This window comes from Sediminibacter sp. Hel_I_10 (assembly GCF_000688335.1).
Classification (GTDB): domain Bacteria; phylum Bacteroidota; class Bacteroidia; order Flavobacteriales; family Flavobacteriaceae; genus Psychroserpens.
In genome coordinates, this window is record NZ_JHZX01000001.1 from 3,697,609 (window position 1) to 3,711,421 (window position 13,813).

The 13,813-nt window shown below is 38.5% G+C and carries 8 protein-coding genes; all 8 read right to left on the reverse strand.

What is annotated here, in order from left to right:
* Positions 1-31: 31 nt before the first annotated feature.
* A complete protein-coding gene (locus P176_RS0116710; protein WP_026755772.1) occupies positions 32-2,500 on the reverse strand; it encodes a T9SS type B sorting domain-containing protein in 2,469 nt (822 codons plus the stop codon).
* An 8-nt stretch (positions 2,501-2,508) separates the two neighbouring features.
* A complete protein-coding gene (locus P176_RS0116715; RefSeq protein WP_026755773.1) occupies positions 2,509-5,949 on the reverse strand; it encodes a T9SS type B sorting domain-containing protein in 3,441 nt (1,146 codons plus the stop codon).
* A gap of 137 nt (positions 5,950-6,086) precedes the next feature.
* A complete protein-coding gene (locus tag P176_RS0116720) occupies positions 6,087-6,911 on the reverse strand; it encodes an ABC transporter permease (protein ID WP_026755774.1) in 825 nt (274 codons plus the stop codon).
* A 70-nt stretch (positions 6,912-6,981) separates the two neighbouring features.
* Positions 6,982-7,881 (reverse strand): ABC transporter ATP-binding protein, encoded by a 900-nt coding sequence (locus tag P176_RS0116725; protein ID WP_026755775.1) that lies wholly within the window; start codon positions 7,879-7,881, stop codon positions 6,982-6,984.
* A gap of 215 nt (positions 7,882-8,096) precedes the next feature.
* Entirely contained in the window at positions 8,097-8,669 is a 573-nt protein-coding gene (locus tag P176_RS0116730; protein ID WP_026755776.1) for a HupE/UreJ family protein, read from the reverse strand.
* The gene (locus P176_RS0116735) at positions 8,662-9,144 is read right to left on the reverse strand and encodes a DUF6702 family protein (protein ID WP_037349014.1); all 483 of its coding nucleotides are present in this window, start codon (positions 9,142-9,144) and stop codon (positions 8,662-8,664) included. The genes P176_RS0116730 and P176_RS0116735 overlap by 8 nt, the downstream gene beginning before the upstream one ends.
* A gap of 73 nt (positions 9,145-9,217) precedes the next feature.
* The gene (locus P176_RS20140) at positions 9,218-13,165 is read right to left on the reverse strand and encodes a metallophosphoesterase (RefSeq protein WP_051605549.1); all 3,948 of its coding nucleotides are present in this window, start codon (positions 13,163-13,165) and stop codon (positions 9,218-9,220) included.
* 104 nt (positions 13,166-13,269) lie between these two features.
* The gene (locus tag P176_RS0116745; RefSeq protein ID WP_026755778.1) at positions 13,270-13,788 is read right to left on the reverse strand and encodes a hypothetical protein; all 519 of its coding nucleotides are present in this window, start codon (positions 13,786-13,788) and stop codon (positions 13,270-13,272) included.
* Positions 13,789-13,813 lie beyond the last annotated feature (25 nt).

Below are 13,813 nucleotides of genomic sequence, written 5' to 3' on the forward strand. Positions count from 1 at the left end.
GATTGGGAGGATAAGTTACATAAAAAAATCATTACCGCTTTAATGTAAAATGTCCGTTAAGAGTTCTACCGTCCTGTAAATTCACCTTAAACCAATAATCACTAGTAGGCATGGGGTTGCCTTTATAGTTGCCATCCCAGCCACTACCAAGTGGATTTAGCGTTGCTAGTAGTTTTCCGGTACGGTCAAAAATTAATATTTCGGTTTCGGGTTGAAAGTCTTCTGAAATGCCCTGCACTTGCCAATACGGATGAAATTGATCGCCGTTAGGCGTAAAATACTTCGGAAAGCCAATGACGGAAATATCCTGTTCTACAATCCCACAATCGTTCTTAATATCTTTTACATACACCGTATGCAGACCAAATGGTGCATTGTCAAACACCGGACTGTCTTGATAGGGGCCTTGAGGGTTATCTAACGCATACTGATATGAGCCTTCACCGGAGACGATTACAGAGATGGTATTATTAGATGTCGCATCGGTGATGTCAATATCCACAAATGAGGCCGTATTTGAAGGGGATACGGTGATGGTTCTATCTTTAAAACAACCGTCGGTTGAGGTTACCCTTACAGAGTAGGTTCCGGGTTCGTTGATTTCAATCTCAATCGTATCTTCACCGGTGGACCAATTGTAATAATAATTGTTGGGAATGTCGTCTATAAATCCGCTACCTAATGTGATGGTCTCTGGAAAGGTATTTAAACAGTAGAATACTTCTTCTTGGGTGATGATGTTGGGCAGTTGAAACACCGTGAGCTCAATACGGCTGATGCCATAACAGGCATTGGCATTTTCTACACGTGCATACACCGTTTGCTCATAAGTAATGGTATTGGTGAAATTGGTGGCTATTGGATTGTCTTCAGTAAGTGCCTCGTCATAGGTTTCGTAATAGGCAATGTCTAAATTGGTAGGAAGTCCAGACAAGATTACGTTTTCTGCATCTTCAAGGTTGAACGTGTATAGGCCATCTTCGGTACCATCATCATCACAAGCTTGTAAAAACGTGTCATTAGATGCGGTAGAGCTGGTTTCTAGTGTAATTTCGGCGGTGTTGACGCATCCTGTTGCAGTATTGGTTACCAGAGCGAAGACTGTTTGCGGATTCATATAGTTTTCAAATATATGATCTACAATGACGTCCTCGTTATTTTGTAAATCCTCGAATGATTCGTAAAAGCGCACCGATCGGTTATCTTCACCATCAGTAATATCTGCAATCACGTCGTTAAGATCATAGGTGGTGTATCCTTCGGGAATGCCGTCTTCATCACACTGAACAATGGAAAGGTCATTGGCCGTCGGGTTGTCAAGCACATTAATCTCGAAGGCCGTATAACCAATACAGCCACTATCATTATCTTGAATACGCACAGTAATCTCCAAAGGCGTAGGGGTGGTATTGGTATAGTTTAAAGGCAGTGCGCCAGAGTTGGATTGCGCGTCTGCTGGGCTTAAAAAGTAAGAGATATCATAATTGATGTCTGGGATGGCAGAGATGATTTCCTGAGTTTTGGTGCTAAAGTCAAAGGTGCTTTGGCCATTGTTGGCATCACCGTCTGACAAGTCATCACAGACCTCAAAAAGCGTTGGCTCGTTAAAGTTGGTAAGTGCCCCAACGAGGATACTGAAGTCATTTAAGATAAAGCAGCCCGTGGTTGTGTTTTCAATTCTAATATACACGTCTTGTGATGCAGAACTGGTATTGAATATGGTTCCTAACGGATTGGTATTGATGTTGGCATCACTTTCAGACGCATGATAACTTACGGTGACATCAGATTCCCCATTAACAATATCCTGGGTTAAGGAGGTAAGATCTACTTGAGTGCTATTATCGTCAAAAGGTGCCACATTATCACATAGGTTGAGGTCTGGTAAGCTTGTGGATTCTGGTTGAGTGATCAAAGGGTTTGATGGATTGTCTGGGAATGATGCGGTTCCCGTCCATTCTAAAGAAAAAGGACTATTACCAATTGGTCTATCAATCACTATAAAATAGCTTTCTCCAGCCAATACATTCAATTGACTTACAAAGCTATCTCCATCTGCCCCAGGACCATTAGTTGGATCTGTAGATGTAGCATTCAATCCCGTTAAGTTATTGCCTTGGTTGGCTGCTGCTGGATTTGTGGTGGAACATCTAATGGCTTGCCCAATATTGCCGCAGCTGACGTTGGGACCAAAGACAAAGAAATCATAATCTTCATTAATATTGGTGCTTGCGGGTGTTAATATAAAACCTAAAGTACCAGAAGCAGCAATATTGATTTTTAGCCAAATGCTATTGTTTTCTTGACTTTGGCAGGTGTTGGAGTTGTTTAATTCTTGAGTGCCGATGCCATTGACATCTAAACTAAAGCTAGAGTTTCCACAAACGGTCACAGAATTTTGACAGTCGTTTGGTTCTTGGCCGTAGCTCCAAGCCATACATAAAAAATATAAAATAATGAATACTAAAGATTTGGAACGGATGCGTTGGTGTGATATCATTGATTTGGTTAGCGTTTTAATGCAAAATGCCCTGTAAAGGTACGACCGTCTTCTAAATTAACCATGAACCAATAGTCACTAGAAGGCATATTAAAGCCATTGTAGGTGCCATCCCAACCAGGCCCCAAAGGATCTAATTCTGTGATTAGCTTGCCATGACGGTCATAAATTAAAATTTGTGACTGTGGTTGGAATAATTCTGAAATGCCCTTGACTTGCCAATATGGGTTAAAGGTGTCGCCATTGGGCGTAAAGAACTTTGGAAACCCAATAACAGATACTTGCTCTTCAATTATGCCGCAATCATTTTTTATATCCTGAACATAAACCGTATGTAAGCCGAAAGGCACATTGTCAAATATGGGACTATCTTGGTACGGTCCATTAGGATCATCTAAGGCATACTGATACGTACCTTCACCAGAAACCAGTACCGAAATGCTGTTATTTGATGTGGCATCTGTAATGTTTATCTCTACAAAGGTGGCGGTATTTGAAGGAGATACGGTGATGGTTCTGTCTTTAAAACAGCCATCGGTTGAGGTCACCCTTACGGTATAAACACCAGGGGTATTGACCTCAATCTCAATTGTGTCTTCACCGGTAGACCAATTGTAATAATAGTTGTTGGGGATGTCATCTATAAATCCGCTATCTAATGTGATGGTCTCTGGGAAGGTGTTTAAACAATAAAAGACTTCTTCTTCAGTGATGATGTTTGGCAATTCAAATACAGTAAGATCAATCTCACTAATTCCAAAACAGGCGTTAGCGTTTTCAACCCGAGCGTATACGGTTTGTGCATAGGGAATGGTGTTGGTGAAATTGTTGGCAATGGGATTGTTTTCAGAAAGCGCCTCATCATAAGTTTGGTAATAGGAGACCTCTAAGTCTGGAGACAAGCCTAATAAAATCGATGCTCTAGCATCTTCTAAATCGAAATTATAAATACCGTCCTCAATGCCATCATCATCACAGGCTTCTAAACTGGTGTCGCTAGATGCCGTTGTACTAATTTCTAGAGTAATTTCTGCAATGTTGGCACAACCAGTTTGCGTATTGGTAACTAAGACATAAAGTGTTTGAGGGGTAAGGTAATTATCGAAGAGGTTACTTTCAAGAGCATTTTCGTTGTTTTCTAAATCGGATACGGATTCGTAGAATATGACCGATCTGTCATCTTCACCATTGGTAATAGCATTGATGACATCATTTAGATCATAGGTTGTAAAACCTTCGGGGATGCCATCTTCATCACATTGAATGATGGTGATGGCATTGGCTGTTGGCACATCGTTCACATTGAGTGTAAGCTCTCGGGTTAGAAAGCAATTGGTATTGCCGTTACTTTCAATTCTAAGCACAATGGTTTCCGTATAAGGCGTTACATTATAATACGGCAGAGTTAGTTGTTGTTGATTATCTTCCGCATCTTGCTGATTAGGATGAAAGCTCACCGTATATGCCAACTGCTCTTGAGTGTTTAGAATTTCGGGAATTATCTCGCTCAAATCAAATAGGCCAATACCGTCTGAGGTGTTTCCATCTAGACTATTATCACAGATGGTGCGTTCTTGTAATGGATCTATGGTTGGAAGTTCTACAACGCTTATTTCAAATGAGGTAATGTCAAAACAGTTGGGGCTATTGGTGTTTTCAACTCTTGCGTAAATGGTCTGCGGATTCTCTGTATTAGAAAAATCAGTTGTAATTTCATTGGTGCCGTTTTCTGCTTCGTCAAGCTCAGTAAAATACTTAACGGTGTATTCCGAAGCATTTTGTCCGTTTAAAATAGCAGCGTCTTGGGAGCTCAGATCAAATGTGGAGGTTGTGGCATTGTCACAGGCCAGCATATTTGTAGGAGGACTTGCCGTGGGGATTTCAAAAACACCAACAACCGCTTGCCCTTCTATGGGACATTCGCCATTGTTGGGTTCAATATAAACTTCATAGAAGCCTGGTTGATCTACGAAAAGTTCAAACGTCGTTTCAGTAAGCGCTACGCCGTCTTTGGTCCATGCATAGGTTCCGCCGGGGACATCTTCTGCAATTAAGGTGTAACTATCACCTTCGCAAAGTTTTAATTCTGTGGTACTAATACCATTTTGAATGATGTCTATCTGGCTATTAAAAAGGGATTGAATGAAAGGCGGTAGTCCAAGACGAGTGGTATTTTGCAAGCCCCCACTAATGTCTAATAATATACCTGTTGCGTCATAATTGGCGCTGGTGCCATCTGCTTCAGGATTATTAATCACCCCAAGATAGCGCCCGGTAACAAATGGGCTAGAAAGATCGACTTGCGCCCGGTAAATGCGTTTGTCCAACCCCAATTGAAGTGCACCACCGTAAAACACATTAGATTGATGGATGATGGCCATAGATCCAGGGATATCTGAACTTTCTAAATTCCATTGCAGTACACTGCTTGGTCCAGTTCCATTGGCACCACCATCTACTGTTGCATATACTTTCTTGTTTTCTGCGGAAAATTCTACGCCATAAGGGCTATCTCCCATACTCGGACTGTAGAGTTCTAAAGAATTAGAAACCGTACCAGTATTATTGTCAAAGTCCATAAGATAAACTCCTCCTGGCGCATCGGTTCCCTGTTGTGTGCTAAAGCCCAAATGTGCCACTGCTAATTTTGTACCGTCAGGGGACGCCTTGATATAGCCCAAGGCATTTCTGCGGTATCCAGAAATAGGGACTTCTGGACCCACAACCGATATTTGAGGTTCTGTGTTTACCCCGTTAATATCTACTTTATAAGCGTAGTAAGTATCTACAAAGTGCGTAATGACCCAAAATGAAGAGCAATCATCTGCTTTTACAGCAGTAATTTTTTCTGAACACTTGTATTTTATAGCTTCAGGATCGTTAATATCATAGCTAATAAGTGGGATGTTTTTTTCTAAAGGGTCCACATCGCCGAGTCCATCTTCTAAATTGATATCTATTAAAGAATAGTTGAGGCCGTTATTGAAGCCGTCATCTCCGCTAGGGACTGTTGCTCCTTCAGCGTATATTCCTGTAAACTGATTGGGATAGACATTGGCATTATCGTGATGAGGTTCATCAACCGTAAAGAGATAGAATTTTGTAGGATCCTGAGGTTTTGGTACAATTAGACCTGACGAGGTACTTGAAGGATCTCCCAGAAGTCCAGTGCCAGCAAAATAATTGGCATTAGGCATGGGTTGATGTTGTGCGTTCCAAATGGTACGTCCATCCGAATAAAACAAAAGATCACCGTTGGTATCAGAAATAGATGTGCAGCCTTCTAAGGTGTTAATCTGTCCATCGGTAATGGCTGTAACACCGCCTGTAGCGGCATTGAACCGTAAGCCCGCATTTTGGCCGAAATACCAATATGAGGCTTCCTCTTGTGCATAGCTTGAGCTAGCCACAATAAAAAGGAAGGCTAATAAGAGACTATTTTTTTTCATTTAATATCTCGCAATCTCCTTTAGTACTCTAAAAACATAGCGTGCATCACAACCTGATAACCAATTTTTTTAAAAAACATATCTAGCTGCTAATTAACTGGTTGGCTAAAACAGTGTTCTAAAGGTTCCTAAAGATATTATAAATCGCGCTGCTTTAATAATCTATAGGACGAAAATATAAATAGGGCTGTCCAAAATAGTACAATTGCAATCTCATACCAGTGCACTCCAAAATCATACATGAGTTCTTGGCTATTTGGCATTTTTGAGATGGCAATGCGCTGAAAAGGTTGGTCAATGAGATTCCACATGGACTTTAACGGAAAGAAATTCTGAATCTTATCGGCTGTATCTTCATTGATTTGCCAAGTGAGTATCCCATAGATGATCCATTCCACTATAAAAATCATGAATAAGAAGGCTAGTGCAAAGGCAGATCTTTTGACTAACATCCCTAGGAAAAGGCAGAGACTGAAGAACCCAACGAGCTTTATAAAATAAGCAAGCAGAAACTCGGTATCCCTAAAGATTAAGCTCAACTCGTTAATACTTGAGTAGTAGAGACCGATAGAAAGACAGATGATGAAAATCAAAACGGTTGCCACTGCGGAAAAGAACACGATGGTGTAAAATTTTGAAAGAATGAATTCCTTTTTGCTTAAGCCGTCAATTAAGTTCTGCTTGATGGTTTTGTTACTGTATTCATTACCGATCATACTGACCACTACAATAGCAAAAAAGAATTTGAACTGTGCTGCAAAAAAGGTAGTGATGTGCCAAACGATTGGGAAATTGAACAAGCCATAATGACCTAATTCCAATACGAACAATCCGAAGAAATTAATTCTAAGAGAAGATAGGATGATGACGAAAAAAGGCAAGATAAAAGAGATGAATATCAATACCTTACTGGCTCTATTGAGCAGTAGTTTTTGAAGTTCTAGTTGTAATAATCGTAGCATGATGGTTGTTATTAGGAGGCGTCTGAACGGATTCGTTCAAAAATGACGTGATTGATTTTAATAATTTGATTTAGTCTTGATTGTCTGTTAACTTGAGGAACTGTTCTTCTAAGCTTTCCTTACGTTTGACAAGGTGGGAGAGCACAATACCTTTTTCAAACATTAAGGTGTTGAAGGTTGTGGCATCCATGGGTTCATTGAGAATGACCTTTATTAACTCGTTCTCTACGGTAATGTTTCCAAAATTAACATCGCTTTCTAACACTTTAATGAGTTCTGCATGCTGTTGTGATTTCAGCTCAAAGAAACCGTGGCTTGAGATCATTTCATCCACACGACCAGAGTAAAGTTTTTGACCTTTTCTAAGTACAACAACATGAGAGCATACCTTTTCTACTTCATCCAATAAATGCGATGCCAATAAAATGGTAGTGCCATTACTGGCAATGTCTTTTATAATTTGTCGTATTTGATGAATCCCTTGAGGATCAAGTCCGTTAGTAGGTTCATCTAAAATTAAGATTTCAGGGTCGTTCAATAGGGCAGAGGCAATGGCTAATCGCTGTTTCATCCCTAAAGAGTAGGTTTTAAACTTATGGTCTTTACGATCTAACAGGCCTACGACTTGAAGTTTTTCAGCAATCTTAATTTCGTTAACCCCTTTAATTTTACAGACCAGTTTTAGGTTCTGCTGGGCAGTCATGTAGGGGTAAAAATTAGGCCTTTCGATAATGGCACCCACCTTTTTAAGCGCATCATGGGTTGAGGTGTTGCCGTCAAACCAATGAAAAGTCCCTTCGGTTTTATTAACGACGTTTAAGACAATACCGAGAGTAGTAGACTTACCGCTGCCGTTAGGGCCAAGGATGCCGTAAACATTGCCTTTATTGATGGTAAAGGAGAGGTCTTTAACGGCAGTAAGGTAACCAAATTTCTTTGTGAGGTTGTTGATGGTTAGTATAGATTCCAAAATGTGATTGTTTTTTCTGCTGAAAGCAATCAGCAGGATGGTTCGTTTAAGTACGACGAGTAGAATTGTAAATTGTTACAACATTTAAAATTTCAGAAGAAGAATCTTAAGAACATTGATCATTAGTGATGTTTAAAACATGTCACGATAGATTAGAAAATATGGAGGGAACGGTAAATATAATAGCAATAAAACTATTGCTCGCATTTTGTTATTTAGCCAAACATCATCAAAAGTACCAAAAGCACAATAATGGAATTTACCGTAAGTCTGACCCATTTTAATTGTGTCATGATCAAGCTTAGTAATGCCATAACCCCTAAGAAAAGAGCAATAATAATTAATTGTGCCAACTCAATCCCGATGTTAAAGCCAAGTAGCGGTAATACGATAGACTCATCATCAAACAGCATCATTTTGATGTAATTGGAGAATCCTAGACCGTGAATAAGACCAAAGGCTAAGAGAATACCATAAGTGATCCCTAAGGATTGGTTGCTGCTTTTATCTTTAAAAATAAGCCAATAATTATTGAGACAGCTTATCAAAATGGTGATGGGAATCAGCGTTTCTACCAGATCAGAATTAATGGATACCAACTCTAAACCCGAAAGAAATAAGGTGAGGCAATGCCCAAGAGTAAAGGCTGTAACGAGCCCGAGCAGTTTACGCCAGTCTTTAAAGGTGTAGAGTAAACAAAAGGAAATGATAAAATAGAGGTGATCTAGAGCAGATAGATCGAGAATGTGATTGACACCTTCGTTTAAATAGAATAAAATATCACTCATTGTATATTATTTGCTTTTTGCTAAGTGTATGGCGTTTGTTGTTCGTTTTAAAATGTACCGAGTTTGTTTGGGACGAGAATACTTCTTGAAATATTGTATTTTTAAGAGAAAAAGACGTTAAACTATCAATCATATTATGGCTTTTGGTCTCTACGGTAAGAATTGAATTTTTTTCTGAATAAAAGACATTCTCGATGTCAAAAGTAATGCTTTTATCATTTTGATAAATGACTAAATGCTCTTTAAGGTAATTTTGAAGTACCAAAGTGCCATTTGAGTGTAAAGTTGAAAAATCTGCTTGTTTTAATCGGTATTTTTTTTCTATTTGAGCGCAGAGATCGTCTGCGAAAAAGTTGGTTTTTAAATAGACATAATTATCAGCAATACTCATTTTGCTAAAGGTCATCTTTAAAGGGTGGTACCCTTTAAAAGAAAAAAAGAAAACAACTACAAAAATCAATACGACGTTCTTCATAACTATTACATTAGAAAATGTCTCTATAGTGGACCCATAGAGACATTTTTTAAATTTGAGTGATTGTGTTTTCTTATTTTAGAGCTAACTTCAATGTTTTTGAAGTTCCGTTAAAGGAGACTTTAACAAAATAAACGCCGTTTGAAAAAGACCTTAAATTCAAGGTTGCGTTATCATTGTTGATTTGAAATTTCACATCAAGATCTTTACCATTTTGATCAAAGACCTGAACGTTTTCAATAGTTTGACCTTTCAGTTGTACATATGCAATCCCTGTTGTGGGGTTTGGATATATTTTGAGATCACCATCTTTTAAAATAACGTCATCTGCACTCAATGTTGGTACGACTTCAAAATAAAATCGTTCAGATATTTCGTTATAGCCATCATTTTCAAAAAAGGCCAAGAAGTAGTCTCCTGGTTGGTTGATGGCATCTAAGGTTCTGACTCCTGAACTTAAGTTATCAGGATCTACATATTCCCAACTTGTAGACGTTGGCCCGCCAGGTGTTTGCCCTACAAGATAGGTTCCTAACCAATCGGTAGTGTTACCAGGACCATTGGCATAGTTTACCAAGAAATTTGTTCCTGTTTCAATCACATCTGAGTCCATGCTCACAGTAGGACCTACGTTAATTGTAAAGCTTGTTCTATTGGAAATTTCATCCCCGGTTGTAGGGTCAATAATGACCGCAAAGTAATTTCCAGTGGTTTGTGGCAAGATATTTTCTTCACCTTCAGCTCCTGTTAAGCCATCTAAGGTTATGGTTCCGTCAGTTTGTAAATTAAGATTTAAGAATGTGCTCAAAGGATCAACTGTTGGATTGCTGCCTTCGGAAAACACAGCAATAAAATCTTCATTATCTCCAGTGCTATTTGCAAATGTGAAAGCAATAGGTTGATTGATATAAAAATTGTTAACGCTAGTGGTTAAAGTTGCCACTTGATTTCCAACTTGAAAGTTAACGCGCTCACCTACTTCCTGAAATGTGTCTTCTGTATGATAAGTGGCATAGTAAAGACCATCACTGAACATCCCGAAATTATAAATCTCTGGAGTTGCAAGTACATCTATACGTTGTATCAAATGAGATTGATTTGGCTCATCGTCTTGAAGGTAAATACCTATCCAATCGGAAACATTTGCTAAACCTCCAGCTTCTAAATTAACAATGACATCTTCATCAGATTCAAAAATGGTTTCAGTAGTACTCAATATGGGGGTTTGCCTTACTGTAAAAGCGATTCTTTCGGATAGTTCTGTGTAACCATCGTTCTCAAAAAAACCAGCAAAATGTTCCCCTTCAGAAGATAAGGTAAATGATCGTGATCCATTGATTTCTCCATCAATATATTCATATGATTGTGATGTCACATTTGTAGGTGTTTGGCCTTCCAAATATAATCCAATCCAATCTGTATTGTTACCAGGCGCGTTCACGAAGTTTACAGTAAACGGTTCATTTTGATTAACAATCACTTCATCCATGTAGATTGCAGGATCATCGGTTATTGTTATGGCTATGGCATTTGATACTTGTGTATAGCTGTCGTTTGTGTACATTGCTAAATAATAGCTTCCAACAACGGGCAGTTGATTAGGTCCTCCTTGTAAGAAATCTGTGCCAGTTATGGTAGTTGTTCCGTTGGCAAGTCCTCCAAAATATTTATAGCTCCAAAGGTTGTCTGTACCTGCGGTTTGGCCATCATCAATAATGGTTCCTATATAATCTTTTTCAATAGCAGGACCATCCACAAAATCTATAGTGATTGGCTCTCCTTGAGAAAAGGTTGTTTTTTCAGTTGAAATAACAGCGATTTCTGTTCCAACTTGGAAATTGATTGATTCTCCAGCTGTGAGATAGGTATCTTGTATATGGTATATAGCGTAATAGTAAGCACTGGGTAGATTGCTGAATGTGAGTTGACTTAAGTTTGTGTCAACATCCAATCTCATAATTTCATTATTCTCACCAATTGGGATCCCTGCTTTATAGATTCCAATCCAGTCAGATTCGTTATTAGGATGATCTGTAAAACTAATGATGACATCGTCACCTTGATCATAAATGATTTCGTTAGAAGATAATATTGGCTCAGCACCTACCCAAAAGTAAACCCTATCTGCAATTTCTTGATAGCCATCATTAATAAAGAATCCGGCATAAAATATTCCGCTAGTATCTAAATTGAAGGTTTTTATTCCGTTGGCGGCACCACTTGTATATTGATAAGCGGCAGATCCACTTTCACCAGGAACGATTTCATTTTGATAAATGCCTATCCAATCCAAATTACCGCCAGGCCCGTTTAAGAAAGTGACTTCAATAGGTTCGTTTAAATTATAAGATGCCTGATTTATTGAAAGACCAGGTTCACCATCTAAGCTTCCTACGACTTCAAAGGAAATTGGCTCAGACCAGGCACTCCATCCTAAATTTTCATCGCGATGTCTAACCCGTGCATGATAAATACCATTATTTAAAAAATTTTCAGGGATGTTATAATTTAAGATTTCCATGCCTTCACCTATATTCATAGTTTCATCTGTTTGGCTACCTTCAGGGCCAAAAAAATTATCAACGTGTCTAAAGGTATCAAGCTCTAGGATAGAGAAGTTTTCTGTTGAGGAGATTTGAAACTGGGTTGAGTTTAGAGCTTCTGTTGTTGAGCTGTCGTAAGAAGAACTGTTGAGCGTAATAGGAAGATTTACGGGCTCTATAAATTCATTAATGATATTGGGTTGGTTGGGTACATTAATGTTCCTTTTGTAGTGCATTTCATCTAGAAGCACATTGTTTTTGGTAGTATTTAAGCTGCCAATGGTATAAGATTGTACATTAATTTCGTCAGTATCGTTGTTGATCTCAATTAATTGATATGCAAAATTTGACCAACTACCTTGAGTCTCTTCACGATCGTCTTCATTATTGCTGTCTCCCCAATATTGAGGCCATGCGGTACCTCCAGAAATCATATGATAAGCATTATGGTCTTCAAATTGACCACGAGCATAAAGATGATGGTGGCCCCCAATATGAAGGACAAATTTATCCGTAGTTTTCAATTTTGGTAAAATATCATTACCAAACCAAGACGAATAGTCATTAGAATATTGCTCAGCTTGATATGGTCGATGTCCAATAGAAATAATCCATTCTACATTTGAATCGGCAATGGCATAATCAATCACGCTTTCAGCCCAAGCTTTTTGAGTGGTTGTTGTCGCCTCCGTATCTAGTACTAAAAACAGAACATTAGCTAATTGATAAGCGTAATATCGTTCTGTGCCAGAATTGATGCCACCATAGGTCCATTCATCATCAAGTATAAAATGGTCAAAATAAGATTGGATTCCTCCATTTTGATAAGAGGAGCCGTAAGTCTCGTGATTTCCAACAGCGGTAATGATAGGCAAGTTAGGAGTTAAGTAACTTGATTTTTGAAAATGTATTTTTTCGTAATGCTCTAATTTTCCTAAGTCTACTTGATCACCATCATTTAAAATGAGATTAAAATTATCAGCAATTGGAGTGCCATAAAGCTCTTCTGCCTTAGATTTTGCAGCCTGTACAAGCTCATTGAACTTCATGTAAGGTGCTCCTTGATAATTTATGATTTGATGATCTCCCAGAGCAATAAACCTTAATGTTCCAGAATTATCGCCAAGCGAAGGAGGTGTTTTGAAATATTCAATCTCAGATTCATCTGTATCACCACTATACACTTTGTAATAGTAGCCTGTATTTTCGAATAAATCTGTTAATTTTACCGTGTGATAATGGTAAGGCGTACTGTAGTCTGAATCTTTAGGCTCTAAATTTTCCGTGACTCCGTAAATAATGGTGCTTAAATCATTTTGAGTTAACCCATACTCAACTCTAGGGTTGGTTCCATTATCGGTTTTCCAATTGATATGGATGGAGTTTGGTTTTGCAGCTTGTAAATATGGTTTAATTGTTTGTGAAACCCCGAGGTATGCTATGCAACACAATAGGAGGGAAAGCGTAGTTTTTTTCATTAGAATTTGTTTTGGATTGTCGCAAAACTAATTCTGAAAAAACGATAGTATATTATGGGATTGTTACTAAAACATTAAGCTGTATAATGGTTAAAGCACTTGCTCTAATTCCAATTCTCATCAAAATCTAAACTTTCGTAATCGTCAAGATCGAGATCGTCATCAAACTCATTGAAATCATCATCAAAATTTTCTGCTTCAAATGCTTTTTCTGGGGCAGTGTCTGGAATTTGACCATGTACAAACATCAAGCTTGGGTAATCTGTACCTTCAGCTTCTTCAACGATTTCAGCCAATTCTACCAAAAAGGTCCACATGCTTAAAAAATCATAAATATAAATGAGTTTGGTTTGTGTTTTATCTACCACCTCATTCAGTTTGGTTTCGCTCATGGTACGAATGGTATCATGACCTTCACTCACGTCAAACATTGAAATTTCTTCGCCTTGATCCCATTGCTCATTACTCACGTAGAAGGAGGCCATCTCGAGACCGTCAAATCCAAAAGATTGTGTAATGCTATTATGTAGGTCTTCTAGAGAGTCGGTTTCCCTGATTTCGATATCGCGGAAAACGTCTTCTTCTTTTTCTGTGTCTAGTAAGATTCTGAATCTGTAAATCATCCTGAAAAAATTTGTGTGCAAAGAT

Coding starts and splice junctions, on each gene's coding strand:
- P176_RS0116710 (WP_026755772.1), bottom strand. CDS start 2,500: ATGATATCACACCAACGCATCCGTTCCAAATCTTTAGTATTCATTATT.
- P176_RS0116715 (WP_026755773.1), bottom strand. CDS start 5,949: ATGAAAAAAAATAGTCTCTTATTAGCCTTCCTTTTTATTGTGGCTAGC.
- P176_RS0116720 (WP_026755774.1), bottom strand. CDS start 6,911: ATGCTACGATTATTACAACTAGAACTTCAAAAACTACTGCTCAATAGA.
- P176_RS0116730 (WP_026755776.1), bottom strand. CDS start 8,669: ATGAGTGATATTTTATTCTATTTAAACGAAGGTGTCAATCACATTCTC.
- P176_RS0116735 (WP_037349014.1), bottom strand. CDS start 9,144: ATGAAGAACGTCGTATTGATTTTTGTAGTTGTTTTCTTTTTTTCTTTT.
- P176_RS20140 (WP_051605549.1), bottom strand. CDS start 13,165: ATGAAAAAAACTACGCTTTCCCTCCTATTGTGTTGCATAGCATACCTC.
- P176_RS0116745 (WP_026755778.1), bottom strand. CDS start 13,788: ATGATTTACAGATTCAGAATCTTACTAGACACAGAAAAAGAAGAAGAC.